Annotated in this window: 24 protein-coding genes; 12 read left to right on the forward strand and 12 right to left on the reverse strand. The window is 58.9% G+C overall.

Annotation, left to right across the window (positions count from 1 at the left end; translation table 11 throughout):
- Positions 1–157: 157 nt before the first annotated feature.
- On the forward strand, positions 158–1,972 hold the full coding sequence (locus QSJ36_RS06590) for a DEAD/DEAH box helicase (RefSeq protein ID WP_102722656.1): 1,815 nt from the start codon (positions 158–160) through the stop codon (positions 1,970–1,972).
- Positions 1,973–2,041: 69 nt separating this feature from the next.
- Here the strand turns inward: QSJ36_RS06590 and QSJ36_RS06595 are convergent, their stop codons facing one another.
- Positions 2,042–2,248 carry a hypothetical protein gene (locus QSJ36_RS06595; protein ID WP_102722657.1) on the reverse strand — a complete coding sequence of 69 codons (207 nt, stop codon included), beginning with the start codon at positions 2,246–2,248 and terminating at the stop codon, positions 2,042–2,044.
- 385 nt (positions 2,249–2,633) lie between these two features.
- Between QSJ36_RS06595 and QSJ36_RS06600 the strand changes: the two genes are divergently transcribed.
- The 3 genes from QSJ36_RS06600 to QSJ36_RS06610 all read left to right on the forward strand — a co-directional run bounded on the left by QSJ36_RS06600 (position 2,634) and on the right by QSJ36_RS06610 (position 6,256).
- A complete protein-coding gene (locus tag QSJ36_RS06600; RefSeq protein WP_102722659.1) occupies positions 2,634–4,793 on the forward strand; it encodes a sulfatase-like hydrolase/transferase in 2,160 nt (719 codons plus the stop codon).
- Positions 4,794–4,802: 9 nt separating this feature from the next.
- A complete protein-coding gene (locus QSJ36_RS06605) occupies positions 4,803–5,432 on the forward strand; it encodes a DUF805 domain-containing protein (RefSeq protein WP_215442435.1) in 630 nt (209 codons plus the stop codon).
- 92 nt (positions 5,433–5,524) lie between these two features.
- Complete coding sequence (locus QSJ36_RS06610; RefSeq protein WP_345783930.1) at positions 5,525–6,256, forward strand: alpha/beta hydrolase; 732 nt, start codon at positions 5,525–5,527, stop codon at positions 6,254–6,256.
- A 137-nt stretch (positions 6,257–6,393) separates the two neighbouring features.
- Here QSJ36_RS06610 and gcvP read toward each other — a convergent pair whose 3' ends face one another.
- From gcvP to QSJ36_RS06635, 5 genes are all read right to left on the reverse strand, one after another.
- Positions 6,394–9,240, reverse strand: coding sequence for an aminomethyl-transferring glycine dehydrogenase (gene gcvP, locus QSJ36_RS06615; protein ID WP_285467777.1), 2,847 nt, complete (start codon positions 9,238–9,240; stop codon positions 6,394–6,396).
- Positions 9,241–9,337: 97 nt separating this feature from the next.
- Positions 9,338–9,718, reverse strand: a complete 381-nt coding sequence (gcvH, locus tag QSJ36_RS06620; RefSeq protein WP_012419500.1) for a glycine cleavage system protein GcvH — start codon at positions 9,716–9,718, stop codon at positions 9,338–9,340.
- Between the two features lie 70 nt (positions 9,719–9,788).
- On the reverse strand, positions 9,789–10,874 hold the full coding sequence (gcvT, locus tag QSJ36_RS06625; protein ID WP_285467794.1) for a glycine cleavage system aminomethyltransferase GcvT: 1,086 nt from the start codon (positions 10,872–10,874) through the stop codon (positions 9,789–9,791).
- Positions 10,875–10,949: 75 nt separating this feature from the next.
- Complete coding sequence (gene ychF, locus QSJ36_RS06630) at positions 10,950–12,071, reverse strand: redox-regulated ATPase YchF (RefSeq protein ID WP_022396500.1); 1,122 nt, start codon at positions 12,069–12,071, stop codon at positions 10,950–10,952.
- Between the two features lie 58 nt (positions 12,072–12,129).
- The gene (locus QSJ36_RS06635; protein ID WP_022396501.1) at positions 12,130–13,053 is read right to left on the reverse strand and encodes a D-alanyl-D-alanine carboxypeptidase family protein; all 924 of its coding nucleotides are present in this window, start codon (positions 13,051–13,053) and stop codon (positions 12,130–12,132) included.
- 568 nt (positions 13,054–13,621) lie between these two features.
- Here QSJ36_RS06635 and QSJ36_RS06640 point away from each other — a divergent pair.
- Entirely contained in the window at positions 13,622–14,236 is a 615-nt protein-coding gene (locus QSJ36_RS06640; protein WP_022396502.1) for a hypothetical protein, read from the forward strand.
- A 100-nt stretch (positions 14,237–14,336) separates the two neighbouring features.
- Here the strand turns inward: QSJ36_RS06640 and dprA are convergent, their stop codons facing one another.
- The 3 genes from dprA to QSJ36_RS06655 are packed head-to-tail and all read right to left on the reverse strand — an operon-like array spanning position 14,337 to position 17,493.
- Entirely contained in the window at positions 14,337–15,464 is a 1,128-nt protein-coding gene (gene dprA, locus QSJ36_RS06645; protein WP_285467796.1) for a DNA-processing protein DprA, read from the reverse strand.
- Positions 15,461–16,573, reverse strand: coding sequence for a glycosyltransferase family 4 protein (locus QSJ36_RS06650; RefSeq protein WP_285467798.1), 1,113 nt, complete (start codon positions 16,571–16,573; stop codon positions 15,461–15,463). Before QSJ36_RS06650 ends, dprA begins: the two co-directional genes overlap by 4 nt.
- Positions 16,570–17,493: an ELM1/GtrOC1 family putative glycosyltransferase gene (locus tag QSJ36_RS06655; RefSeq protein ID WP_253232413.1), complete on the reverse strand. Its 924-nt coding sequence runs from the start codon at positions 17,491–17,493 to the stop codon at positions 16,570–16,572. Before QSJ36_RS06655 ends, QSJ36_RS06650 begins: the two co-directional genes overlap by 4 nt.
- 53 nt (positions 17,494–17,546) lie before the next feature.
- On the opposite strand from QSJ36_RS06655, the gene queG reads away from it, so the two are divergent.
- The 6 genes from queG (at position 17,547) to QSJ36_RS06685 (ending at position 22,329) form a co-directional block, all read left to right on the forward strand.
- Positions 17,547–18,656: a tRNA epoxyqueuosine(34) reductase QueG gene (gene queG, locus QSJ36_RS06660; protein WP_285467802.1), complete on the forward strand. Its 1,110-nt coding sequence runs from the start codon at positions 17,547–17,549 to the stop codon at positions 18,654–18,656.
- Positions 18,657–18,774: 118 nt separating this feature from the next.
- Positions 18,775–19,152, forward strand: coding sequence for a 30S ribosomal protein S13 (gene rpsM, locus QSJ36_RS06665; RefSeq protein ID WP_022396508.1), 378 nt, complete (start codon positions 18,775–18,777; stop codon positions 19,150–19,152).
- Positions 19,153–19,186: 34 nt separating this feature from the next.
- Positions 19,187–19,738, forward strand: coding sequence for a 30S ribosomal protein S11 (rpsK, locus tag QSJ36_RS06670; RefSeq protein ID WP_022396509.1), 552 nt, complete (start codon positions 19,187–19,189; stop codon positions 19,736–19,738).
- Between the two features lie 32 nt (positions 19,739–19,770).
- A complete protein-coding gene (rpsD, locus tag QSJ36_RS06675) occupies positions 19,771–20,382 on the forward strand; it encodes a 30S ribosomal protein S4 (RefSeq protein ID WP_022396510.1) in 612 nt (203 codons plus the stop codon).
- A gap of 128 nt (positions 20,383–20,510) precedes the next feature.
- Positions 20,511–21,278: an HAD family hydrolase gene (locus tag QSJ36_RS06680; RefSeq protein WP_285467823.1), complete on the forward strand. Its 768-nt coding sequence runs from the start codon at positions 20,511–20,513 to the stop codon at positions 21,276–21,278.
- A 124-nt stretch (positions 21,279–21,402) separates the two neighbouring features.
- Complete coding sequence (locus QSJ36_RS06685; protein WP_285467824.1) at positions 21,403–22,329, forward strand: hypothetical protein; 927 nt, start codon at positions 21,403–21,405, stop codon at positions 22,327–22,329.
- A gap of 150 nt (positions 22,330–22,479) precedes the next feature.
- On the opposite strand, the gene QSJ36_RS06690 is transcribed toward QSJ36_RS06685, so the two are convergent.
- Positions 22,480–22,740: a hypothetical protein gene (locus QSJ36_RS06690; protein ID WP_285467826.1), complete on the reverse strand. Its 261-nt coding sequence runs from the start codon at positions 22,738–22,740 to the stop codon at positions 22,480–22,482.
- Between the two features lie 61 nt (positions 22,741–22,801).
- On the opposite strand from QSJ36_RS06690, the gene QSJ36_RS06695 reads away from it, so the two are divergent.
- On the forward strand, positions 22,802–23,512 hold the full coding sequence (locus tag QSJ36_RS06695) for a hypothetical protein (RefSeq protein ID WP_146020103.1): 711 nt from the start codon (positions 22,802–22,804) through the stop codon (positions 23,510–23,512).
- Here QSJ36_RS06695 and QSJ36_RS06700 read toward each other — a convergent pair.
- Together QSJ36_RS06700 and pyk are read right to left on the reverse strand one after the other, a co-directional pair.
- A complete protein-coding gene (locus QSJ36_RS06700; protein ID WP_285467828.1) occupies positions 23,500–24,018 on the reverse strand; it encodes a GNAT family N-acetyltransferase in 519 nt (172 codons plus the stop codon). The two genes, QSJ36_RS06695 and QSJ36_RS06700, sit on opposite strands and share 13 nt — an antisense overlap.
- On the reverse strand, positions 24,015–25,436 hold the full coding sequence (pyk, locus tag QSJ36_RS06705) for a pyruvate kinase (protein ID WP_285467830.1): 1,422 nt from the start codon (positions 25,434–25,436) through the stop codon (positions 24,015–24,017). The genes QSJ36_RS06700 and pyk overlap by 4 nt, the downstream gene beginning before the upstream one ends.
- Between the last annotated feature and the right edge of the window lie 52 nt (positions 25,437–25,488).

The raw sequence follows: 25,488 nt of genomic DNA on the forward strand, positions 1-25,488 counted from the left end.
GAATGTAAAGACCAGAAGCGGGGGGAGGCGGTTTTTCCCTCCGCAGGCGGCCCCGCGGAAATCGTGGCATCTGACGGCATCTTCCGTTCTTTTGGCTGGACACAGGTGTGAATAATGTTCAGCTTCTCCCGTGACTCTGACAGATCATTTTTCCCCCATGACTCAAACATCTTCTTTTTCGACGCTTGGCATTTCGCCGGAGATTCTGGAAGCCATTGAAGTGCTCGGCTTCGATACTCCTTCCGCCATTCAGGAGCAGGCGATTCCCGCTGCGATCGGAGGGTCCGATATCGTGGGGCTGTCCCATACGGGTTCCGGAAAGACGCTTGCCTTTGCCATTCCGGCCCTGGAGTGCATTGATCCCGAGGAGCGGAATGTCCAGGTGCTGGCCCTTTGCCCCACGCGGGAACTGGCCGTCCAGATTTGCCGGGAGGTGGACAAGCTGGCCCTGTTCATGGACGGCGTTTCCGCCGTTCCCATTTATGGCGGTTCCTCCTTCCGCCCGCAATTGGACGCCCTGCGGCGCGGGGTCCAGTTCGTGGTGGGAACGCCCGGCCGCGTCATGGACCTGATGGAGTCCGGTGCGCTGAAGCTGGACAATCTCCGCATGCTGATTCTGGATGAAGCGGACGAGATGCTGGACATGGGCTTTCTGGAAGATATTGAACGTATTGCGGAGTTCATGCCGGAAACGAAGCAGACTCTGTTTTTCTCCGCCACCATGTCTCCGGAAATCAACCGGCTGGTGAACCGGTTCATGAAGGACCCCGTCCAGATCACCATTGAGCGGCCCACGCTGACGGTGCCCACCATTGAACAGTCTTATTATGAGGTGGTGTTTTCTTCCCGGATTGAGGTGCTCAGCCGCTTGCTGGACACAGGGAAGATCAAGATGGGCCTGGTTTTTGCCAATACCAAGAAAGTGGTGGACGACATCGTGGACGGCCTGACGGCCCGGGGTTATCCCGTGGACCGTCTCCACGGGGACATGCCCCAGATCATGCGGGAGCGCGTGATGGATTCCTTCCGCAAGGGGAGCCTGCGTCTGCTGGTGGCTACGGATATTGCCGCCCGCGGCCTGGATGTGGACGATGTGGATGCCGTGGTGAATTTTGAACTGCCGCGTGATCCGGAGGATTACGTGCACCGCATCGGCCGCACGGCGCGCGCCGGGCGCAAGGGGAAGGCCATCACTTTTATGGGGCGCCGTGATTTTTCCCTGATGAGCCGCATTGAACGCTTCATCGGCGTCAAGCTGACTCCGGAACCCGTGCTGACCGCCGTTCAGGTGGACCAGCTCCGGACGGAATCCCTGGTGGATGACATTCTGGAACGCCTCAAGCCGGATGCCGTTCTGCCGGAGGAATTGAAGGAAGTGGAAGCCGCTCCGGAAGCCATGGCCGCCGCCCTGTTTGATTTGCTCCGGGAGCGCACGCACCGGGAAGTACAGCCCATTCCGGAGGACAAGCCCGCCCGCAGGACGCGCCATGTATCCCAGCCCGGAGAAGAGGCGGAGAGCCCGCAAAAGGGAGATTCCTGGCAGCACAAGGGGGATACGGTCACGCTGTTCATGAACGGCGGCAAGATGATCGGCCTGCGGCCCAAGGACATCGCCGGATTGTTTTACAATACGGTGGAAATGGAGAAGGGCGCCGTGGGCGATATCCGGATTTTCCCCAAGCATTCCCTGATTGAGGTGGACGCTTCCGTAGCTCCCCAGCTCCTGGACGCCCTGGCTACGGCCACCGTCTGCGGGTATGAGGTCAACGTCCGCGAGGACAAGGGCACGCCGGAATATTCCGACGGGCCGCGTCCGCCCCGCCGCAGCGGAGGTTTCCGCGGCGGCTACCGCGGAGACCGGGACCGGAGCGACCGCGGCGGATTCAGGGGAAACCGCGGAGGCTTCCGCAGTGACCGTGGTGAACGCTGGGGCGACCGCCCCCGCAGGGACGACAGGAAGAAGCGGTTCTGACGCTTCCGCGGTTCCGGACACGTTACTTGCGTCCTTCCGGAAACGGTTTTTTCCACGGGAGCGGCTGCTTTACTGGAGTTTCAGTTCCATGGGCACGGGGTCCGGATTCAGGAGGATGCCTTTCCGGTAGGCGGTCCCCGCCTCCTCGGCGCCGTTTTTGTACTGCTTCCACAGCCTATGCAGCGTATCCCGGTTGCCTGGGATGCGCAGGAAATCGGTGTGGGCCTTGTTGGCGTGTTTGCTCCATGGAGCCATGCCCCTGGCGGATTTCAGCATTTCCAGTCCGGCAGACAGTTCCTTTTTTTAAATGGCGCCCTGCCATGCAGATTTGGAAGATCTGCCGTTCCGGCACGCCGTATGCCTCCGGATTCCAGGCGCCCCCCTGTAAACGATGAACAGGTCCTTATTCTCTTTTTCGGCTTGTGCGGCGGCTTTTTCCAGGTCAGCCATTCACACGTCCAGCCCGCAGAGCGTACCGGAGGGAAGCAGAAGGGCGGATGCAATCAATAGAGTATGGGGCAGTTTCATAGTTTTTTCACTATAGGCCTGATACAGCAATCATCAATTCCCTTTCCGTTTAATTATCTTGAGAGATGGGAGAATTCATGTAAGATCGCGCTCTGTTTTAACGTTTCCCCTAGAGTCTATTTTCATCTGAATTATGAAGCTGGTATCTTTCCTATCCGTTCTTCTGACTGCCCTGGTTCCGTGCATGAGCGCTTCCGGGCAGGCTGCGAAGCCCGCAGCCCGGGCCGTCAAGAATTCAAAACCCAATGTTATTTTTATTCTGGTAGACGATATGGGCTGGGGCGATCTGGATTCCAACTGGAGCCAGCAGAAGCTGAACGGGCGGACGGTGGACAGGAAGAACGAGTTCAAGACCCCGGCTTTGTCCGCGCTGGCCCGGGAGGGGATTCAACTGCGCCGGCATTATTCTGCCGCTCCGGTCTGCGCTCCGGCGCGCGCCTCCCTGCTGCTGGGGGTGCACCAGGGGAATTCCCGCGTGGTGAGGAACAACCGCTTTGACCATCCCATTGAAGATTCCCATACGCTGGGCACCGTGATGCGTGACGCCGGTTATGATACCGCCGCCATCGGCAAGTGGGGCGTGGGCGGCGGCGGCGAAAGCCATGGTCCGGTGACGGGCGGTCCCCACCAGCGCGGCTTCAATTATTTTTACGGCATCCTGGACCATCTGGCCGGGCATTTCCATTATCCTTCCGAATCCCGCGACATTTTCGAGTACAACGGTTACGCCTCCAATCCCGAATGGAAGAATATCAAGGACAAGGTTCCCCAGACCGCCTATTCCACGGATTTGTTTGCCGCCCGCGCCAAGCAATGGATTGTGGACCAGCGCAAGTCCGCCCGCAAGACCGGCAAGCCGTTTTTCCTGTACCTGGCTTTTCCGGCCCCTCACGGCAACCTGGTGGTTCCCGGAACGCCCTATCCTTCCGGCGGCGGTTTGAAAGGCGGCCTGCAGTGGGTGAAGAAGAACGGCACGGAATCCGTAAATACGGCTTTTGACGCCAAGGCGGAAAAAGACAAGGACACGTACATTTATCCGGACAATGCCCGCTTCCCGAATGAGGTGGCCAAACGGCATTCCACGATGATCCGCCGCGTGGATGATGCCGTGGCGGATTTGATTCATCTGCTGAAGGATTTGAAGATCGACAACGATACGATGATTGTCTTTACCTCCGACAATGGCCCCCACAATGAAGGCGGCGCCGACCCCAAGCACAGGCATGGGGCGCAGAATCCGCAGTTTTTCAAGAGTTACGGCATGATGGACGGCATCAAGCGCGACTGTTGGGAAGGCGGAATGCGCGTTCCCACGCTGGTACGCTGGCCCGCCCGCATTCCCAAGGGCCAGATCAGCCTCCAGCCCGGACAGTTCCATGACTGGCTGGCTACGCTGGCGGATGCCGCCGGAGTGCCGGTTCCCGCCCGCAGCGACGGCGTTTCCCTGCTGCCGACGCTGACAGGCCATGCGGACCAGCAGAAGCCCGGCATTATTTATTCCGAATATAACGTCGGCGGCAAGACGCCCGGCTACAAGGATTTCCTGGGCGAACACAAGGGAGCGGAACGGGGCCAGCAGCAGATCGTCTTTGTGGACGGCCTGAAAGGCCTGCGCATGGGGGTGAAGGACGCGGACAAGGATTTCATGATTTTCGATACCCTGAATGATCCGCAGGAAAGCAAGGACCTTGCTTCCTCCAAGCCGGAGCTTCAGGCCCGCATGAAGGCCGCTGCCCTGTCCAATCGGCGTGCCTCCCTTCCTTCCAAGACGGTGTTTGATACGGCGCTGGTCCCGGCAGTGGAGACAAAAGGGGCTGCCTCCCCCGGCTTGAAGTGGTCCCTCTATGAAGGGGAGTTCCCCTGGGTTCCGGATTTCCGTCAGCTCAAGAAGCAGGCTGCCGCGCATGGCGTGGCCCCGTCTCCGTCCGTCAAGATGAACGGTCCCCGGAAGCGCGGGGTGGAATTGACGGGGTTTGTGAAGGTGCCCGCTGACGGGGAGTATACGTTTTACCTGTCCACGGACGCGAACAAGGGGAGCAAGGCCTTTGTCCGCCTGCACGGCATGGAGTTGATTGACGCGGATAAGACTTACGAACCGGGCTCCGAAGTTTCCTCCGATTTGGGCGACCGAAAGAATCCCGTTTATTTAAAGGCCGGGTTGCATCCCATCCGCATCGGCTATGTGGGCAATGCCGGTCCCGCCTCCAAGCTGGTCTTGAAGTGGGAAGGCCCCGGCTTGTCCAAGCAGGAGATTCCCGCGTCCGCGTTCAGCCATGACGGCGGGGCCGAATAAGAACCTCCGATGAGCGACCTTTACGAGTACCAGGCGATTGACGGTTCCTCCAAGGGACCCATCTCCCTGGTGCTTCTGATTCAAGCCCGCAACCATGGGCGGCTGTCCAACCGTACCCTGGTGAGGAAGCTTCCCGACGGGGGCTGGCAGCCGCTGTCTTCCTTCATTCCCTCCATGACCGTCATGGATGCCGATATGGAGGAATCAGCCATGCCGGAGCCCGAAACCGGGGGAGAGCCCGCCCTTCCCGCCTGGACGCGGAAGAAGTATTGGACGCGCATCATTAAGGGATGGTGCAGTTTTGAAGGACGCGCCGGAAAACAGGAGATGCGCGAGGTTTATTCCACCATGGGCATCGCGTGGCTGGTCGTGGCAGGGGTTCCGTCCATCATGAAAAGCGGTTTTTTTTCCGTGTCCCCCCTGTTGGAGCTGCTTTTTCCCCTGGCTTATGTGGTGCTTCCCGTGTTGTTTCTCCCCTTGGCGGCTACGATGGTGCGGCGCCTGCATGATGTGGGGAAAAGCGGCCTTTTCCTGATATGGCTGGCCGTGCCCGTAGTGGGCTGGCTGCTGTTGCTGTATTTGTGTTATGGGGAGAGCCTGCCGGGAGAGAACAAGTACGGTGATCCGCCCTGGAGTTGAAGAATGAAGCCGGAAGCTGGACGCATTGAAGGAGAACAGGCCGGGATGGAACGTCCGGTTAGGGGAATTTCTGCATGATTGCAGCATTGAAAATGAACAGGTTTTTTGTTATACTGGTTATTTTGGTTCAAAGCGCTGCTCATGGCTTCTCCCAGATGGAATTCACCATTGGCCTTTTTGATGGCGGCAGGAACAGAGTGGTTCCGGTAACCGTTTATCAGCCGGAGAGGGAAAGCTCCGAGACAAAGGTAATCATTTTCAATCATGGCTATGACGGAAACAGGAACGTCAAATCCAGCCAGACATATTCCTATTTGAACCGTTTTCTTGCAGGAAAGGGGTATTATGTAATCAGCGTACAGCATGAATTGCCCCAGGATCCGCTTCTGGCAATGGACGGGAATTTGATGGAGGCCCGCATGCCGAATTGGGAAAGGGGAGTGGAAAATATCCTGTTTGCCATTCAGGAGTTCAGGAAGCTGAAACCGGGATTGGATTGGGGAAAGCTTATTCTCATAGGGCACTCAAACGGAGGGGACATGGTCATGCTTTTTGCGGCCAGGCATCCCCTTTTGGCCGATAAGGCCATTTCCCTGGATCACCGCAGGATGAAGATGCCGAGAATCCGGAAACCGCGGCTGTATACCTTGAGGGGATGTGATTATGAGGCGGACGAGGGAGTGCTGCCCGGTATAAAGGAGCAGGAGGAGTTTCATATGAGGGTGGTGAAGCTGGAGGGAGTTACGCATAGCGGCATGGGAGGGGGCGGAACGGAGAAACAGCACGAGCTGGTCAATCGGTTTGTACTTGAGTTTATCAAGTGAGGTCCGGATTGCCCGTTGGTGGCGCGATGCCCAGGGAAGAGATTTTCCTCGAAGGAGCGGTCTTGTTCTGCGGAAATAGAAAGGGCCGTCCCCAATAAATGGAACAGCCCCTTCCAGGTTAAAAGTTATATTTGGCGTTACGCTTCCACGGCTTTGGAGAATTCCTCCACCGTGTCACAGGTGCAGACCAGGTTCCGGTCCCCGTAGACGTTGTCCACCCGGCCCACGTACGGCCAGAATTTGTGGATGCGCAGGCCGGCTACCGGATAGGCCGCCTCACTGCGGGAGTAGGGGTGCCGCCATTCGTCGGCGGAGACCATTTCCGCGGTATGGGGGGAGTTTTTCAGGACGTTGTCTTCCTTGTCCGCCGTGCCGTTGATGACGGCCATGATTTCCGCATGAATGCGTTCCATGGCTTCGATGAAGCGGTCCAGTTCCTCCTTGGGTTCAGATTCCGTGGGTTCCACCATCAGGGTTCCCGGAACAGGGAAGGACATGGTGGGGCCGTGGAAGCCGTAGTCCATGAGCCGCTTGGCGATGTCATCCACGGTGAGTCCGGCGTCATGGGTGAGCTGGCGCGGATCCAGGATGCATTCATGGGCCACCAGTCCCTTGTTTCCGGAGTAGAGGACCGGGAAGAGGGGTCCGAGTTTTTTAGCGATGTAGTTGGCGTTCAGGATGGCCATTTCCGTGGCTTCCTTGAGGCCTTCCGGTCCCATCATGGACAGGTACATCCAGCAGATGGCGGCAATGGAGGCGCTTCCCCATGCTGCGGAGGCCACAGCTCCTTCCTCATGGCCCAGCGTGAGGTGGCCGGGCAGGAAGGGAACGAGGTGTTCCGCCACGCCGATGGGTCCGATGCCGGGACCGCCGCCGCCGTGCGGCATCGCGAAGGTTTTATGCAGGTTCAGGTGGCAGACGTCCGCGCCGATGCAACCGGGGCAGGTCAGCCCCACCTGGGCGTTCATGTTGGCGCCGTCCATGTACACCTGGCCGCCGTTGGCGTGGACGATGTCGCAGAGTTCCCTGATGGTCTGTTCATACACTCCGTGCGTGGAGGGGTAGGTGACCATGATGCAGGAGAGGTTGTCCCGGTGGGTTTCCGCCTGGGCTTTCAGGTCCTCCATGTCGATGTTGCCGCCTTCGTCGCATTTGACGGGCACCACCTTGAGGCCCGCCATGGCGGAGGAAGCGGGGTTCGTTCCATGGGCGGAGGTCGGGATGAGGCAGACGTCGCGGTGGCCTTCCCCGGCGTGCTTCTGGTAGCGGCGGATGGCCAGCAGGCCGGCGTATTCCCCCGCCGCGCCCGCGTTGGGCTGGAGGGAGACGGCGGCAAAGCCCGTGATTTTCGCCAGGCGGTCGGACAGGACGGAGAGCATTTCCCGGATGCCTTCCGACTGGTCCGCCGGAACAAAGGGATGCAGGGAGCTGGTTTCCGGCCACGTGATGGGGATCATCTCGGAAGCGGCGTTCAGCTTCATCGTGCAGGAGCCCAGAGGGATCATGGCTTCGTTCAGGGCCAGGTCCCGTGATTCCAGACGGCGGATGTAGCGCATCATTTCCGTTTCGGAATGGTAGGAGTTGAAGGCCGTTTCCGTGCAGAAGGGCGTCTGGCGCGTATGGACTGGGGCCCAGGCGGGAGTCTCGCAGCAGCAGGGGGCGGAGGTTTCCGCGCCCGCAAGGGCGGAGGCCAGCGCCTCTACGTCTGCGCAGGTAGCGGTTTCATCCAGGGAAATGGTGACGTGGCCGGCATCCACCTTGCGGATGTTGTAACCCGCTTCCAGGGCTTTCCGGACCATGGCGTCCGCCTGGCCGGGAACGGTCAGTAGCAGGGTATCAAAGAAGTCCTTGTTTTCAATGGTGATGCCGGCGTTCGTGAGCGCCTTGTACAGGCTTTTGGTTTTCCGGTGGATTTCCGTGCCGATGCGCTTGAGGCCTTCCTGCCCGTGGTATACGGCGTAGAAAGCGGCCAGCACGGCCAGAAGCACCTGGGCGGTGCAGATGTTGGAGGTGGCCTTGTCGCGGCGGATGTGCTGTTCCCGCGTTTGCAGGGCCAGGCGGTAGGCCGGGCGGCCCTGGGTGTCTATGGACATGCCGATGAGGCGGCCGGGCATGCGGCGCTTCAGGGCGTCCGTGCAGGACATGTAGGCGGCGTGGGGGCCGCCGAAGCCCATCGGAACGCCGAAACGCTGCGTGTTGCCAATGCAGATGTCAGCCCCGAAGGCGCCGGGTTCCCGGATGACGGTGAGGGCCATCAGGTCCGCCGCCACGACGCAGAGCGCGCCCGTGGCATGCACGCGGGAGAAGAAGTCCATGTAGTCGCAGATGCGGCCGAGCGTGTCCGGATACTGGACGAGTGCCCCGGCCAGGTCCGCGCCAACGGAGGCGGGGTCAAAGGAGGTCCAGTCCCCCACCAGGATGTTAACGCCCTGGAAGGCGGCGCGGGTGCGGATGACGCTGATGGTCTGGGGGTGGCAGGTGTCCGCCACAAAGAAGGTGTTTGCCTTGGGGCGCGCGTTCCGGCACATGGTGACGGCTTCCGCGGCAGCGGTGCCTTCATCCAGCAGGGAGGCGTTCGCCACCGGCAGGCCCGTCAGGGAGGAGACCATGGTCTGGAAGTTCATGAGCATTTCCAGGCGTCCCTGGGCGATTTCCGGCTGATAGGGCGTGTAGGCCGTATACCAGCCGGGATTTTCCAGTACGTTGCGCAGGATGACGGAGGGCGTGATGGTGCCGTAGTAGCCCTGGCCGATGAAGGTTTTCAGAAGCTTGTTTTTCCGGAGGATGGAACGGAGTTCCTCCAGGGCTTCCGTTTCCGATTTGGCTGCGGGCAGGTCCAGGGGATCCTGCATCCGGATGTCTGCGGGAACGATGTCCGCAATGAGTTCATCAAGAGTTTGGTAGCCGAGGCTGTCAAGCATCTCCCGGCGTTCTTCCCCCTGGGGGCCGATGTGCCGTCTGGCAAAGTCTGAGTGGGTATTCATGTGGTATCTGGCAGGTAATGGAACCCGGCCGCGGGGGCCGGGTTAAATTCAAAATGCCCCGGGATGGAATCACCGGGGCGGGGGAGGGAGGAACGGGTCAGGAACAGTATTCCTCGTAGTCCGTGGCGTTCATCATGTCTTCCGTTTCCGTGGGAACGTCCAGGCGGATTTTGTACAGCCAGCCTGCTCCGTAAGGATCGGAGTTGATGAGGGAGGGATCATTGGAAAGTTCTTCATTCACTTCCAGGATTTCACCGGAAACCGGGGTGTACACGTCACTGGCGGCCTTGACGGATTCCACGACGGCGACGGGGTCGCCGGCGGCAACGGTGGCGCCTACTTCGGGAAGGTCTACAAAGACTACATCGGAGAGTTCGGCCTGTGCATGGTCTGAGATGCCGATGGTGCCGATGTCCCCGTCAATTTCAATCCATTCGTGATCCTTGGAATACAGCAGATTTTCTGGTACGTCGTGCATAAGATGTAATTGTTTGAGGTGAGAGTGTAGTAAAATGCAGTGTTTGTCAGTTTATTTTTGCGCCGTAGTGTCAACCTTTCTTATAAAAGGGTTTTTTAACTACCACGGCAGGGAATTTCCTTCCCCTTACGTCAATTTCCAGCTCGGTGCCGACCTTGGCATGGGCGACAGGCAGGTAGGCCAGGGCAATGCCCTCCATCAGTGAAGGAGAGAGCACGCCGCTGGTAAGTTCTCCGATGGCTTCTCCTCCGGGAACGTGAACGGCATAGTGGGCGCGGGGAGGAGCTCCCTTGCCGGTGTATTCAATAGCCACCAGGCGCTGGGTGAGGCCGTTGGCTTTCTGTTCACGAAGAATGTCGGCGCCGGTGAAGTCCGTATCCAGCGCGCAGAAGAAGCCGAGCCCGGCTTCCAGAGGCGTTTTGTCCGGAGCGAGATCGGAACCGTTCAGAGGATAGCACATTTCCAGGCGCAGGCTGTCGCGCGCGCCCAGGCCGCAGGGCTTGGCGCCTGCGTCAAGGAAGGCTTCAAACCATTTGACGCCTTCCCGGGCCGGACAGAAGAATTCAAAGCCGTCTTCCCCTGTATAGCCGGTGCGGCAGACGAGGAGGTCCGTTCCGTCCACCGTGATGCGGGAGATGCCGTTGCGGGGGGGGAGCTCCACGCCGGGAATGACGCGGACGAAGATTTCTCCGCATTTGGGGCCCTGGACGGCCAGGCCCACATATTCGTCGGAATGGTTTTCCAGGACCACGTCCGCGGGCTTGTGGGCGGAGAGCCACGCGAAGTCTTCGTCAATCTTGGAGGCGTTCACCACCACGAAGAAGGTTTCCGGCTCCATCCGGTACAGGATGAGGTCATCAATGACTCCGGCCCGGTCATTGAGCATGATGGAGTATTGCCCCTGGCCGATGTCCAGTTTATTGATGTCATTGGTCAGCATGGAGTTCAGCCATGCAGCCGCTGCGGCGCCGGCCACCGTGAACTGGCCCATGTGGGAGATGTCAAAGATGCCGCAGGCTTCGCGCACGGCTTTGTGTTCGTCCAGGATGCCGGTGTACTGCACCGGCATGTTCCAGCCGGCGAAGGGAACCATTCTGGCTCCCAGTTCAACGTGCTTGGCTGCCAAAGGGGTGGATTTGACGTCGGGATCAGTCATGAGGCGATGTGAAGGTTATGAGCAATCTGCTCTCTGCATCAGGAAAAGTCAATGGAATTCCGGTAAAGCTTTGGGCTAAACATTGAAGCGGAATTCGACCACGTCTCCGTCCTTGACGACATATTCCTTTCCTTCAATGCGCAGCTTGCCGTGCTCCCGCGCTCCGGCCTTGCCGCCGCAGGATACCAGGTCGTCGTAATGCACCACTTCCGCAGCGATGAAGCCGCGTTCAAAATCCGTGTGGATGACGCCCGCCGCCTGGGGGGCCTTGGCCCCGGCCGGGATGGTCCAGGCCCGCGTTTCCTTGACTCCGGTGGTGAGGTAGGTGCGCAGGCCCAGAAGGTGGTACACGGCGCGGATGAGGTCGGAAACGCCGGAATCCTGCACGCCCAGGGATTCCAGGAATTCGCGGGCTTCTTCATCCGAAACATCGATGAGTTCTTCTTCAATCCGGGCGGAGATGACAATTGCCTCCGCGTTGTGGTGTTCCGCCACGTATTTTTTCACCTGGGAGACGTAGGGGTGCGCGTCCGGATTGTTGATGGCGTCTGCCAGTTCGTCTTCATTGACGTTGCAGGCAAAGATGCTTTTTTTGTCCGAAAGGAGCTGGAAGGAATGGAGCAGCTTGCGTTCGTCGTCATCCAGTTGCGATTCAAAGGTGAGGGCCGGATTGCCCTCATTCAGGTGGGGCAGCAGCTTGGTGATGAGGGCCACCTCCGCCTTGGCTTCCTTGTCTCCGCTGCGGGCTTTGCGCTCCCGGGAGGAAAGCCTTTTGTCCATGGTGGCGATGTCCGCCAGAATGAGCTCCGAATTGATGATTTCAATGTCGCGCAGGGGGTCCACGGAACCAAGCTCGTGGATGATGTCGTCATTGTCAAAGCAGCGCACCACCTGCACGATGGCGTCCACTTCACGGATATTCGCCAGGAACTGGTTGCCCAGTCCGGCTCCTTCCGAGGCGCCCTTGACCAAGCCGGCAATGTCCACGAATTCAATGAGCGTGGGGATGATTTTTTCAGAGCCGGACATGTCGGAAAGCACTTGCAGGCGGGAGTCCGGCACCGTGACCATGCCCACGTTCGGATCAATGGTGCAGAAGGGATAATTGGCCGCCTGGGCCTTGCGGGTTCTGGTGACCGCGTTGAAGAGGGTGGACTTGCCGACGTTGGGGAGACCTACAATACCTGCCTGTAACATAGGCAGGACTGATAGCGGCTCACGCCGTGAAAGTCAAATACCAATTGCCGCCGTGCATTTATGCGGCGTCACCCAGGGCCCATTTGAGCAGGTTTTCAGATTCCGCCCAGATGCGGGACGGATGGCAGCCGAGAACGACGACGATGACATGGCGGCCGTTGAAGCCGGCGGAGGAAACCAGGCAGCGGCCGGCGGCGTTCGTGTAGCCGGTTTTCATGCCGGTGACCCACGGGTGCTGGGTGAGCAGCTTGTTGGTGTTTCTCAGCAGAAGCGTCTTGCCGTTGGCGCGGGTGAAGGCGTACTGGCGTTTGCAGATGATGTTGCGCAGTTCCGGATTGCGGTAGACGTAATAGGCGCAGCGGGCCATGTCAATGGCGGTGGAGTACTGGTCCGCGGGGAGACCGTTGGGGTTGACGAAGCGGGAGTTGTACATGCCCATCTGGCGCGCCTTGGCGTTCATCAACTGGGCGAAACGGGGAACGGACCCCGCCGTGTCGCGGGCCAGGGCCACGGCTACGTCATTGAAGCTGCGGATCATCAGGGCATTGAGCAGTTCCCGGCGGGAATAGACTTCTCCGGCGCGGAAGCCCAGCTTGGTGGGATCCGCCTTGGTGTCGGAAGGCTGGATAACCACCTTCCTGTCCAGGCTGCCGTGTTCAAGGACGACCATGGCCGTCACGAGTTTCTGCGTGCTGGCTACCTGGCGGTGCTGGAGTCCGTTGTGGGAGAAAAGCACTTTTCCGGTGAGGGCGTCCATGACGCAGGCGCTGGCACAGCGGGGCGTGCGGGGGGCGCTCGGCGGAATGGCTACCGGACGCGTGGGAAAGTTGGCGGGGCGGGGAAGGGCGTTGGCTACCGGCTGGGAAAGCTGCGGGGGAACAGGCGTTGCCAGGGGGATGTAATCACTTGAATCCCCATACGATTGGCAGCTCGTGGAGCTCAGGCAAAGGGTGAATCCTGCGAGAAGGGCGAACAAACGCATGTCTTGTTGCTACAGTAAGAAGTTTCATTCATCAAGCCCAAACTCCGCATTTGAAAGGGAGTTGGACAAAAAAAGGCCGCGGGTTGTTTGATCCGCGGCCTTTTCTCTCTATTAACTACCTATGGAACCAAAAACCACCCTGGACGGATTTTGAGTTACTTTTCCCACCCGTCGGATAGATCTTGTGAAGGGTGAGACTTTATCCCGCAAAAAGATGTTCAAAATATGTCCGTAAACGGTTATTTTTTTAAGAAATATTTCTGCATGTTTTTATGTTTGCATTAATATAAACACGTTATGGGGTTTTGGCCCTGCATGTACTGTCTGTTGCAGGCATGAGAGTTCTTCCGCAGGCCTTGAAGCGCGAGGGATCTTCCCTTGTTGACATATTTAATTTCTGGAATAATAACTGTTAGGAGGTAGCTTGACGGCTGTTTTAGATGTTTGAGGGTATTTGTTTTGCATCATGAGAAGAAAGTTTTTTTTGCCGGAAGCAGCCCGGAAGCAAAGAAAAAAGTCATTGCGGAGCATAGACGATTATGGTTCCTTACCATAAATTTGAATCATCATGAAAGTTTCCGTCCTGTTTTTGTCACTGGTAGCCTCCTGCATGGCCTGCGCCGAAGTTCTTCCGTTCAAGACGCCCTCTTTTGATACCAAGAGATGCGCTGACAGCGCCAAGTCCTCCGTGTCCATGGAGCAGAAGGAAACGTGCGTTGAAGTGAAGCTGCTGGACGGGGAGAACAGCATGGAGGCAATGATTCCCTTCCGGGACAAGAACGATTACAGTAACCTGGCCGTTTTTGAAAAGGCATTTGCCAAGGAGAATATTTCAAAGAAGCTTGATATTTTGAAGAAGGTGGAACCGAGGCTGGTCAAGACCATTATCCGGGGCAAGGAGGTGAAATGCCCGGTGGTGCCGCTCGTTTCTCCGATCAAGGGAGAGGACGGCTTGATGCTGGCGCTTTTCCTGGCGTCCTATGAAAAGATAGATTTCAAGGCCCAGCAGGAAGGCCGCTTTCAGAAGAAAAGAAACCCGGACGACATCAAGTTTGTATATGGAGTGATTTTTGAAGTTTCCGATCCCGTGTCCAAGAAGAAGCTGGCCGCCCCAGTCAAGTGGGAGCAGGCGGAGACGATTTCCGCCTGGATTGATGCCGTGCGCAAGGAGGTTAAGCAGTAGGAGCTTTTTTCTGTTCCTTTAACCGTGCTGACGCGGGCTGCCGCCGTCCGGGGGCGCCCTGCCTGCTGTTGAGACATTTCCGGAAAGGGAGGAGAACTGTTTAGTGTCCCTTGTGGTTGATGGAAAAGTATCCGCCTGCATCCGGCGTGATTTGCCCTACAATTTGCATTCTGGACAGAAGCGGCGTAATGGCGCATGCCGGTTTCCCCAGTGAGGCGCAGAGGGTGTCAATGGTATTGAAGCCCATCCTGACGGCATGGAGGATTTCCTTTTCCTCCGCAGTGGGAGGCAGCGGAGGTGCAGCGGCGGAAAGGGAGGATGGGGAAAAAAGGGGCAGACCCTGTTCCGGGGCGGTCCATTTCATGTCATGCAGGATGTCGGAGGCTCCGGCGGCCAGCGTGGCTCCGTCCCGGATGAGGGTGTGGCAGCCGTCGGAGGAATGCCGGTCAACCGGGCCGGGAATGCAGAAGACCTCCCGTCCCTGTTCCCCTGCCGTCCGCGCCGTGATCAGGGCTCCGCTGCGTCCGGAGGCTTCCACCACCAGCGTCGCGCGGCTCCAGCCGCTCACGATGCGGTTGCGCATGGGAAAGGTGGTGCGGGAGGGGGGTAGCTCCATCGGGAATTCGGAGACTACCGCTCCATGGCCGTCCGCAATGCGCTGCGCCAGGTTTCTGTTTTCCCATGGATACAGTTTGCTGAGGCCCGCTCCGATGACGGCGACGGTGCGTCCCCCCGCATCCAGGGCTCCCGTATGGGCCTCCGTATCTACGCCGCGCGCCAGTCCGGAAATGACGGTTACCCCGGCTTCCGCCAAGTCATGAGAGACGGTTCTGGCGCATAGCCTGCCGTAGTGGGTGGCCATGCGTGAACCGACGACGGCGATGGAGCGTTCGGAATCCCCCGCGGTCCAGGATCCCCAGGAATAAAGGACGATGGGCGCGTCCGTCAGCTCGCGCAGGGCGGCGGGATAGGAGGCGTCAAAGACCGTGGTGACCGTGGCCCCCGCCTTATCCGCCAGTTCCAGCTCCCGGTACGGATTGACGATGCTCCGCCAGGATGAGATGTGGCGAGCCAGCTGTGCCCCGATGCCGGGAATATCCGTCAGCATGGAGGCCGGAGCTTCCAGAACCAGTTCCGGAGAGGCGAATACCTGCATGAGGCGCATGACCCTGACAGGGCCCAGCCCCGGTATCAGGTTCAGGGTTATGGCGGCTTCCCGGGGCGTCATGAATAAGGGGTCAGTTCCTGGTAAACGTCCAGATGGGCCTGAATCATATCCTCCATCTTGTAAGGAGAGGGTATGTGACGGGGCAGGGGAGGGGGCTGGGCGTACCAGCGGGAAAGCAGGTCAGCCATGGAGGAAGCGTCCCCCACGGCGATGTTTCCTTCCGGCAGGAAGGCGTCCAGTTGTTCCTTGACTCCGCCGTGGGCGTACCCGGCAACGGGTCTGCCCAGGGCGAGCGCCTCAAGGGTTGATTTGCCGAAGGCCTCCGGGCTTTTGGTCAGGGAAAGAGTGACGGAACAAGTGGAAATGATGTCCCGCAGGTCCTGGCGGTGGCCGGTCCAGGTGAAGGCGTGGGAGACGCCGGCCCGCTCAATTTCCCGGAGGACTTCGTTTTTATATTCTTCCTTTCCCTTTTTGGTCTCTCCCACGATGACGGCGTGGGCCGGAATTCCCCGTTCCAGAAGCTGTCTTACAATGGGAATCAGGTCCAGCTGCCCTTTCAGGCGCGTGATGCGGCCTGGCAGGCACAGGGTGAATTTTCCCTTGAGCTCGGGATAGGACATATGCCAGCCCGTGAGCCATTCCCGGGAAGGGGAGTAGTCCGGGTGGTGCTGGTCTGGGGAAATGGCATTGGGAATGATTCTGATATGGTCCTCGGGAGTGGACGGATAATGGGTGAGGATGTAGTCCCGGATGCAGTTGGAAACGGCAATCACCCCTTCCCCCCGGCTCATGATGGCGGAGTACCGGTTGACGGAGTAGAAGCCGTGCACGCTGGTGACGAGGCCGGGCCTGTCTTCCGGCGGCAGTTTTTTCCATGCCAGGTAGCCTACCCAGGCGGGAACGCGGGAATGAAGATGCAGGATGTCCGGCCTGACGGCCTGGAGCAGGGCGCGGAGGGCGCCGATGCGGAAGAAGGTGGCGAGGCTTTTTTTGCCGATCGGCATCAGGATGTGGCGGGAGCCTTCCTTTTCCAGCCGGGGAACCAGGCGTCCGCCGCCGGAGACGACGATGTTTTCCACGCCCCGGGCGGAAAGGCCGCTGCCCAGTTCCATGACGACTTGTTCCACGCCTCCGGATTCCATGGAGGGGACGAGATGTACTATTTTCATAAGGCGTGGAGTTGGGGAAAGAATCTGGTGAGGATGTAGTCTGCGGCGCGGTCCGCCTCCAGAAGGGGGGCTCCGGGCGCTGCCAGGCGGAAGCCCTGCTTTTTCCAGTCCCGGTATCCGGTGACCAAGCCTTCCTTTTCCAGCATTTCCAGGCCGGACAGGATGCGGGATTTACGGTTGCCGTGGCGGCGGGGGACAGCCAGGACGCCTACGGGCGCGCCCGCGCCCAGCGCTTCATATACCATGGAGACGCTGTCCTGGCTGACCCAGGTGGCGGAGGCGTGCGCCAGATGCCGCGCTACCCACCCCGGCTGCGTTTCCTCCACTGGAACGACGGTGATCTCCGGAACGGCCGTCTGGATTTTCTCTGCAAAGCCCGTCGGCGTCCGGCGCGAGGTGGTCAGCACGATGTTGCCGGGGGTGTTGATGCTGATGTCCGAGAGCTGGTTGAGCATGGCTTCGTCATCCCAGTCAAAATCCTTGCTGGGACCTCCGATGAGGATCAGGGTGATGTCCTTCGGGATGGAGGGGTCAGGCCTCATGGGGTGAAGCGCTCCATGGGTGGGAAAGATGCCTGTATCCGTATAGTCGCGTCCGGGGCGCAAGTCATGGCGGGGAATGAGGCAGAGGTCAAAAAAGGTGCAGGGAAGCGTGGGCTTCATGCAGAGGACGGCCCGGGTCTTGAAATGATGGCGGGCGCAGATGAGCGGGATGTGCGTGGCGTGTCCGGCGGAGATGAACAGGTCCGGCCGCGGCGTGTCGCTGCCGGAGACGACCTTCCGGATTTTCCCCAGAAGGGAAAGTCCCTGCAGGTCCACCGTTTCCACGGCGCCCCCTGCTTTGGCAATCAGAGCCTGCGCCAGTCCCAGGGACTGGTTGAGATGGCCCTGTTTCCCATCGCTCAGAATCCGGATGTTCATATAGGTCTATTATGAAGCGGCGGCAGGGTGCAGGCAATCCAATTTCCACCGGATTGAAGAAAATTCTTGGTGGAAGGGGCGCTCTTGTTCATGATGCGGGCGTGCTGACGCCGGATCCCGATGTTATTAAAGATTCCCTGTGCGCCGTGTCCCGGCAGCTTGGGTTTTCCGGCTGCCGGGTGGCCCGTGCGGGAAGGAGCCCGCATGCGGAAAAATTGTTCCAATGGCTGGAACGGGGCTGGCACGCCGGGATGGAATGGATGGCGCGTTCTCCGGAGCGGAGGGCGGACCCTGCGGAGGTGCTTTCCGGCTGCCGTTCCGTCATCTGCCTGTCCTATGACTATGACAGCCCCGCCATGCGTCCGGAGGGGGAGGGAAGCATCTGCCTTTACGCCCACGGAAGGGACTACCACGGAATTCTGGAAGAGAAGCTGGCGGATTTGCAGGAACTGCTTTCCATTTACGGCGGCGAGCAAAAGGGATATGTGGACGCCGGACCCGTCATGGAACGGGACCACGCGGAAGCGTGCGGCCTGGGATGGCGCGGAAGAAGCGGCCTGATCGTTCGCAGGAAGGGAGGCTCGCGCTTTTTCATCGCCACCCTGCTGACCACGCTGGAGCTGGAGCCGGACGCTCCGGTCTCCCACGGGTGCGGAAGTTGCCGGCGCTGTGCGGACCTGTGCCCGACGGGCGCAATCATGGAAAACGGCCAGGTGGATGCCGGACGCTGCCTTTCCTACTGGACGATTGAACACCGGGGCTCCATTCCGGAGGAAATACGCCCCCTGGTAGGGACACGGCTGTACGGGTGCGACACCTGCGTGACGGTCTGCCCCTGGAACGGGAAGCCCCTGCCGGAGGCGGATGAGCGGTTCCGCATGTCCCGCCTGCTGGCCTCCATTCCGCTGCGCGATCTGCTTGCCCTGGATGCCGGCGGCTTTGCGGACCTGTTCCGGAATTCCCCCCTGAAAAGAATCAAGAGGGAGGGGCTGCTGCGCAACGGCTGCATTGTGCTGGGGAATGCGGGAACTCCGGATGACATTGATTTTCTGAAGGCGCTTTCCGGAGAGTCCCCCCTCGTGGCGGAGCATGCTTCCTGGGCGGTGGAACGCATCCTGCGCCGCCACGGGCGGCATGCATGTTCAAGCGGCGCAAGAGATTAAAAATAGAAAAAATGACGTTTTGCTCTTGTCAAAACCTCAATTTATGGTATCCATCTTGCCCCAAGCAATAGCTCTGCGCGAGGCAGAGAAAAATAACAGCTAGCAAATCCAATCCATTATGGCACGCCTTTTCGGTACAGAAATACCCAACGAGAAGCGCATCGAGGCTTCCCTTCCGTATATTTACGGAATCGGGCACTCGACTTCTAAGAGAATCCTGGAACAAGCAGGCATCAATCCCGACATCCGTACGGGACAGCTTACCGACGAACAACTCACGAAGATTGTTCAAGTGATCACCACTGACGGAATCCTGATTGAAGGTGACCTTCGTCGTGAAAAGCAATCCATTCTCAAGCGTCTGACCTCCATCAACTGCTATCGCGGTCAGCGCCACCGCCGTGGCCTTCCGGTCCGTGGCCAGCGTACCCGCACGAATGCCCGCACCCGTAAAGGCAAGAAGAAGACCGTTGGCGCGCAGGCCAAGAAGAAGTAATCCGCCAACCTGAATTTTACTATATAGCTTTACTATGGCTAGCGAAGAAATCACCAACGAAACCGCCGAAAAGCCCGTGGAAGCGGCAGCTCCCGCTCCCGCTGCTGAAACTCCGGCCGCCGCTGTTTCCGCTCCTGAAGAAGTCAAGAAGCCCGAACCCCGCAAGGACATTTTTGCGGAACTCGGTCTGGGCGGCGATGATGACAAGCCCAAAATCCTGAAGGCCAAGGGCAGCAAGAACGTTTCCTCCGGCGTGGTTCATGTTTCCTCCACGTTCAACAACACCGTCGTGACCGTCACCGACCAGCGCGGCAACGTGATCGGCTGGTCCTCCGCCGGCAAGATGGGCTTCAAGGGCTCCCGCAAGAGCACGGCTTACGCCGGCCAGGTGGTTTGCCAGGACGCCTGCCGCCAGGCCATGGGCCACGGTCTGCGTGAAGTGGAAGTGCGTGTGAAGGGACCGGGTTCCGGTCGTGAATCCGCCGTGCGTGCCGTGCAGACGATCGGTATTGAAATCACCTCCATCAAGGACGTGACCCCCATTCCCCACAACGGCTGCCGTCCCCCGAAGGCCCGCCGCGTCTAATTGAATCCTTTTACCTATAGATCAAATATATCATGGCTCGTTATACCGGTCCCCGCGATAAAGTGTCCCGCCGTTTTGGCGTTGCTCTTTTCGGTTCCACCAAGGCTCTTGAAAAGCGCCCCTTCCCCCCCGGCCAGCATGGCATGCGCGCCGGCCGCAAGAAGAAGTCCGACTATGGCGTGATGCTTGCTGAAAAGCAGAAGCTGCGTTTCCAGTACGGTGTGCTTGAAGGCCAGTTCCGCAAGTATTATGCAGAAGCCGCCCGCCGCCGCGGCATTACCGGCGACATCCTGCTTCAGCTCCTTGAACTCCGTCTGGACAATGTTGTGTACCGTCTCGGTTTCAGCAACACCCGCGCCGGCGCCCGTCAGCTCGTTTCCCACGGCCATATCACCGTGAACGGCAAAAAGACGAACGTTGCTTCCTACTCCTGCCGCCCTGGCGATGTGATCGCCGTCGGTGGAAAGGCCTCCTCCCAGCAGCTGGCTACCCGTTTCCTTGACCTGACCCAGGCCACCGTGGTTCCGGATTGGCTGGAATGCGACCGTGACAAGCTCACGGGCAAGATTGCTCGCGTACCTTCCAAGGAAGAGATTGCTCCCATCGTCAACGAGCAGCTCATCGTGGAATTCTACTCCCGTTAATCTTATTTCCTTCTGGATTTGCTTCAAAACCCCGGTTGCCTTTTGGCGGCCGGGGTTTTGGGCGTTTAAGGGAAGAGGATGGAGAGTTGAGGGTTGAGAGTTGAGGGTTGAGAGTATAGGATGGGGGTATGACGGATGATTTGAGCGGAAGGGGAGTGGCCCTTTTTGATATGGATGGAACGCTGCTGCCCTGGGATACGCAATACGTTTTTTCCTGTTTTGTGCTGAGGCTCCATCCATGGCGGCGCCTGCTGGTGCTTCTTTTCCTGGCCTGCATTCCTCTTTATGTTCTGAGGATATGGGATGAAAACCGGATGAAGAGGGCCTATCTCATTTATTTGTGGGGACTCCCCGCAGAAACGGTGCGGGAGTATGGAAGGAAATTCGGCTCTCTGGCACAGGAATGGATTTATCCGGAACTGAAGGAACGGCTGGAGGAGCACCGGAAGAAGGGGGATCTGTGCCTCATGGTTTCCGCCTCCCCAACCTTTTACGCGGAACCTCTGGGTGAGCTGCTGGGATTTGACGGCGTTCTGGGAACGGACGTGCTTCTGGACGGCCGCATGCCGGCGATGCCGGAATTGCCGAACGGCAACAACAAGGGACAGATGAAGGTGGAGCGCCTGCGCGAGCGGAAGGTGCTGCCGGAGCACGGCGTTCTGGATAACGCCGTCGCCTACAGCGACAGTGGCGCGGATATGCCCATGCTGCTTTCCTGCGGGCGAAGGGTCCTGGTGAATCCTTCTCCTTCCCTGAAGGAAGACGAACGCCTGGCCGGGGCGGAATGCCTGTATCCTGCCCGGCCATGGAGAGGAAAGCTTGGCAAGATCTGGAAGATTGCTCTTTTTGTCATGGGGATGGTAAATATAAATGTTAGAAAATCAATGATTAGCTAACTGTGGGGGAGAAAAGGCTTTACATTTGTGACGGAAATGTTTCACTTTCCTTAACAAGGGGGAAAAGATACTTTTCTTTCCTTGTTAGCAAATCAACAATTAATACCCTAACCAAGTAATAGTCATGCAAACCAAGAACATCATCAGTGTTGCGGCAGCTGTGGCATCCTTTGCCGGCGTTGCTCTTGCGGGCACTCCCGTCAAGATTGTTGCTCCGACTCCGGTTCCCACTCCCGTGGCGACTGTCAGCCCGCTGTCCGGCGATATCTACGCCGGTTATGCCTCCAATTACACCAGCCGCGGCATCGTGGCTTCCCACGCCTTGGTGGGAGGGGATAGCGTTATCCCTGCCGGTGTAAATCTGAATTACAAGCTGAGCGACGCCAACTCCATTGTGGGTGCCGCTTCCTACACCTCCCTGACCTCCGGTCACGAGCTGCTTGGCATGAAAGATATTGCTTTCCACAATGAAACCAATTTCAACCTTGGCTGGAAGAACCAGGACGGTTTGCTGAAGAACCTGTCCACCACCCTCGGCTGGAATCTGATTCATGGCGGTCTGCTCGGCAACTTTGCCAAGTATGATTACAGCAACCTCCTTGCAAACGGCGTCGTTGGCCAGCGTCATGCCCACTCCGTGGCTCAGGAATTCTATCTGAACCTGAACTATGACCTGTGCAGCAACTGGTTCGCCGGTGTGACCACTAGCTATGGCTTCCAGGGAATGACCGGATGGTGGTTCCAGCCGTATGTGGGCTGGAAGGCTTCCATCTGCCCCGCCACGGACATCGTGATAACGGGCGGCATGTCTGCCACTGCCGGCTACTTCGACAGCAAGTCCGCTTTCATGTCCAACGGCGCGCAAGCCTGGTGGGTGAAGGCTGAACTGCCTGTCAAGCTGGGCGTGAAGAATCTGGCCGTGGTTCCCTTCGTCAGCTTCAACTGGGCCGGCAACGGCGCCTTGAAGGCTAACAAGGGCGTGGACGCAGGTTCCAAGCCTTACAAGAACTTCGGCGTGGTGGCTGGCGCCAACCTCGTCTATTCCTTCTAAGCCGTCCGGCTTACGATTGAATCATGTTTCAAGAGCGGCGGAGTAATCCGCCGCTCTTTTTCTTTCATGTTCCGGATGGAGGAAGGAGAAATTGCCGATTAAAGCGGGGACTAAGATCCGGCCATTGTTCCTGTTCCGGCCGGTGATGGCTTAGGAAAAGCCGTCACGGATATGGCTGCTGTTGCACTGGCTGGAAAATTTGGGGCAGCGGCAGGGCCGGATTTTTTTATTCCTTGCAGGATGAGCGGCTTGCGGAGGAATTGACTTTCCGGGGTAAAGGAGAATTGCTCCGCTCCTTTTTTGCTTGTTGCCAGAGGCAGTATTTTTATTCAGAATGCCGCGGAACAGGAGTTCCAAGTTTATGAGTTTTTCCTTTTTTTCTGCTCTTGGGGCGGTTCTGGCCGTTTCCATTTCAATTTCCCTGGCGGAGTCACGCATTCCGGATGTTCCTTCCGATCCGCCTCTGAGACCCGTGAGCGGCAGCTTGAAGGCGGGCTATTCCACGAATTACGAATTCCGCGGCCTGATTCCCGGCGGCTGTAATCCCACGGCTCCCTTGCGTCTGGACTGGAGAAGCGACCTGAATGACCGGTATTCCCTGATTCTGGCGTTGAAGGAGGAGATTTTCCTGGGGCATCCGGCGGTTGACATGGAGAATGAGACAATGGCTGATCTTGGGCTTCAAAGGAAGTTCGGGAAGGCCACTTACGCCGCATTATCCTTCCGTGCGAATGACGGCGGTTTGGCGGGGTTTGCCTCCGAACATTTGTTCGGCAACGGTGGGACAACGTATGAAACGGCGCTGATTCTGCGCCATGATCTGGGCTTCCTGCCCGGTTTTTATGCGCAGGGAAGCGCCGCTTATTCCTTTTACGGCATTACGGGCTGGTGGTTTGACATGTGCACCGGGTCGGATTTCCGGATGACGGAGAACCTTTACATGGGTTTCAAGTTCGGCGCGGTGCTGAGTTCCTCCTACTGGCCTTCCGGCAGCAACGGCTGGCAGTCCCTGTACGTTAGGGTGACGGCGAATTACCGTTTGTTCGGGAATATTTTTGTGGAGCCGTTTGTGGGGCTGCACTGGCTCGGCAGGGGAGCCCACGGGGTGAACCGGGTGTATGGGAGAACGCTGGTGAAGGGCAATAGCTGGGTGACGGGCGTCAGCCTGGTTTATAGCTTCTGACCAGTTGGAGGTGTTTCCCCCTCCTGCGGGGAGAGGTCCGCACGCATGCGGATCATGTCAATGCACTGCACGCCGTTGTCCCAGACGGGTTCCGGGTAGTTGTCCGTAAAGTGGTTTTTGACGACGCCTGAAATCCGGAAGCCACAGCTTTCATACAGGGCCATTGGGCCCGGGGAGGCATCGCACGTTCCCAGTTCCGCATATCTTGCCCCCTTGTTCCTGATGATGTGCAGGGCGTGCAGCACCAGAGCGGTTCCGCAACCGTGCCTTCTGTATTCAGGGGCTACGGAACAGTTCATGATTTCCCATGTGTCTTCCCCCGTTTGCCGGATGACGATAGCTCCGGCGGCAGCTCCGCGGCTCCGTGCGACGTAAAGTTCGCCGTGGGCCAGATGGTCCGCTACCTGCCGTTCGTCCGGATCGGCATCCAGCAGAAGTTCCCTGAGGGGAGGGGGCGGAGGCCACACGGCTGTTTCCTGCGCCACATGGAAGGCAGGGGTCATCATTCCGCGCGCATGAAGATGATGGAGTCCGCCAGCAGTTCCCCTTGCAGGCTGTCCCCCTGGATGACGACGGGCTGGCCGGAGGTGATAAGCCCTTTTTCCTTCAGCAGGTTCAGAGCGGTGGAGATCATGCGGGCCGGGTCTTTCAGGAAGGGGGATTCAAAGGCGGTCACGTCGCGTGCCAGCGCGAGCTGCCGGACGACAACGGGGTCATTGCTGAAGGCGAAGATGGGAGCCCGTTCCGGCCTGAGGACGGCTGCCTGCGTGGCGGCCAGGCCGCGGCGGGTGAAGATGACCATGCAGGCGTTTTCCACGGAGTCCGCCAGGGAGATGGCTGCCTTGGTGGCCTTCTGCCTGTCTCCGTTCAGGATGGCGGAGGCGGCAAAGTTAAGGTTGCCGGAGCGCTCCATGCGGTGCGCGATGGAGTCCAGGACCTCCACGCAGCGCACGGGATAATGGCCTACGGAGGTTTCTCCGGAGAGCATGACGGCGTCCGCCTGTTCAAAGATGGCGTTGGAAACGTCCGTGACTTCCGCACGGGTGGGGGTGGGCTGCGTGATCATGGATTCCAGCATGTGCGTGGCGACGATGCAGCGGCGCCCCAGCCTGTGGCAGTGGCGAATAATGCGGCGCTGGATGATGGGAAGTTCCTCAATGCTGACTTCGATGCCCAGATCGCCGCGCGCGACCATGATGACGTCTGCGGCCAGGATGATGTCGTCAATGTGGCGGATGGCCTGCTGGTCCTCGATTTTGGCGACAATCTGGGCCCTTCCTCCAAGGTTGTCGATATGCTCCCGGAGCTGGGCGATGTGGGCGGCGTCCCGGACGAAGGACATGGCTACGTAGTCCGTCTCGCATTCCACGGCTACGGTCAGGTCCGCCAGGTCTTTTTCCGTCAGGGCGGGGAGCCGCAGGGCCACGCCGGGGAGGTTGATGTGGCGGCGGGAGCCGAATACTCCTTCCGTGAGCACCTTGCAGATGAGCCTGTCCGGGCGCACTTCCTCAATGCGCATGAGAATGCCTCCGTTGTCCACCACCATCGTATGGCCTACCTGGACGTCCTGCAGGAGCCCGTCATAGTTCACCGTGGTGGAGAAGGGGAGTTCCGGCTTGGCCGTGCTCAGGCGGATTTCCAGCGTGTCCCCTTTTTTCAGATGGTAGGGTTCGGGCAGGTCCCCGGTGCGGATGGATGGCCCCTGGAGGTCAAAGAGAATGGCTATGTTCGCCTGCAGCTCCGCGGCTTTCCGGCGGATGCGGAAGACGACTTCCCGGACCCAGTCGTGTTTGGAGTGGCTCATGTTGAGCCGGAAAACGTTGGCTCCGGCTTCAATAAGCTGGCCCAGCATGTCGGAAGTGTCTGTTGCTGGTCCAATGGTGCAGATGATTTTGGTGGCGCGGGGCCGGGAAGGTGTGCTCATGGTCTTTGTCAGTGCCCATACTGTATCCTACGGGACGTTCAAATGAAGTTTT

Source organism: Akkermansia sp. NBRC 115031, assembly GCF_030268505.1.
GTDB lineage: Bacteria > Verrucomicrobiota > Verrucomicrobiia > Verrucomicrobiales > Akkermansiaceae > Akkermansia > Akkermansia massiliensis.

Coding starts and splice junctions, on each gene's coding strand:
- QSJ36_RS06590 (WP_102722656.1), top strand. CDS start 158: ATGACTCAAACATCTTCTTTTTCGACGCTTGGCATTTCGCCGGAGATT.
- QSJ36_RS06595 (WP_102722657.1), bottom strand. CDS start 2,248: ATGCTGAAATCCGCCAGGGGCATGGCTCCATGGAGCAAACACGCCAAC.
- QSJ36_RS06600 (WP_102722659.1), top strand. CDS start 2,634: ATGAAGCTGGTATCTTTCCTATCCGTTCTTCTGACTGCCCTGGTTCCG.
- QSJ36_RS06605 (WP_215442435.1), top strand. CDS start 4,803: ATGAGCGACCTTTACGAGTACCAGGCGATTGACGGTTCCTCCAAGGGA.
- QSJ36_RS06610 (WP_345783930.1), top strand. CDS start 5,525: ATGAACAGGTTTTTTGTTATACTGGTTATTTTGGTTCAAAGCGCTGCT.
- gcvP (WP_285467777.1), bottom strand. CDS start 9,240: ATGAATACCCACTCAGACTTTGCCAGACGGCACATCGGCCCCCAGGGG.
- gcvH (WP_012419500.1), bottom strand. CDS start 9,718: ATGCACGACGTACCAGAAAATCTGCTGTATTCCAAGGATCACGAATGG.
- gcvT (WP_285467794.1), bottom strand. CDS start 10,874: ATGACTGATCCCGACGTCAAATCCACCCCTTTGGCAGCCAAGCACGTT.
- ychF (WP_022396500.1), bottom strand. CDS start 12,071: ATGTTACAGGCAGGTATTGTAGGTCTCCCCAACGTCGGCAAGTCCACC.
- QSJ36_RS06635 (WP_022396501.1), bottom strand. CDS start 13,053: ATGCGTTTGTTCGCCCTTCTCGCAGGATTCACCCTTTGCCTGAGCTCC.
- QSJ36_RS06640 (WP_022396502.1), top strand. CDS start 13,622: ATGAAAGTTTCCGTCCTGTTTTTGTCACTGGTAGCCTCCTGCATGGCC.
- dprA (WP_285467796.1), bottom strand. CDS start 15,464: ATGACGCCCCGGGAAGCCGCCATAACCCTGAACCTGATACCGGGGCTG.
- QSJ36_RS06650 (WP_285467798.1), bottom strand. CDS start 16,573: ATGAAAATAGTACATCTCGTCCCCTCCATGGAATCCGGAGGCGTGGAA.
- QSJ36_RS06655 (WP_253232413.1), bottom strand. CDS start 17,493: ATGAACATCCGGATTCTGAGCGATGGGAAACAGGGCCATCTCAACCAG.
- rpsM (WP_022396508.1), top strand. CDS start 18,775: ATGGCACGCCTTTTCGGTACAGAAATACCCAACGAGAAGCGCATCGAG.
- rpsK (WP_022396509.1), top strand. CDS start 19,187: ATGGCTAGCGAAGAAATCACCAACGAAACCGCCGAAAAGCCCGTGGAA.
- rpsD (WP_022396510.1), top strand. CDS start 19,771: ATGGCTCGTTATACCGGTCCCCGCGATAAAGTGTCCCGCCGTTTTGGC.
- QSJ36_RS06680 (WP_285467823.1), top strand. CDS start 20,511: ATGACGGATGATTTGAGCGGAAGGGGAGTGGCCCTTTTTGATATGGAT.
- QSJ36_RS06685 (WP_285467824.1), top strand. CDS start 21,403: ATGCAAACCAAGAACATCATCAGTGTTGCGGCAGCTGTGGCATCCTTT.
- QSJ36_RS06690 (WP_285467826.1), bottom strand. CDS start 22,740: ATGGAAACGGCCAGAACCGCCCCAAGAGCAGAAAAAAAGGAAAAACTC.
- QSJ36_RS06700 (WP_285467828.1), bottom strand. CDS start 24,018: ATGATGACCCCTGCCTTCCATGTGGCGCAGGAAACAGCCGTGTGGCCT.
- pyk (WP_285467830.1), bottom strand. CDS start 25,436: ATGAGCACACCTTCCCGGCCCCGCGCCACCAAAATCATCTGCACCATT.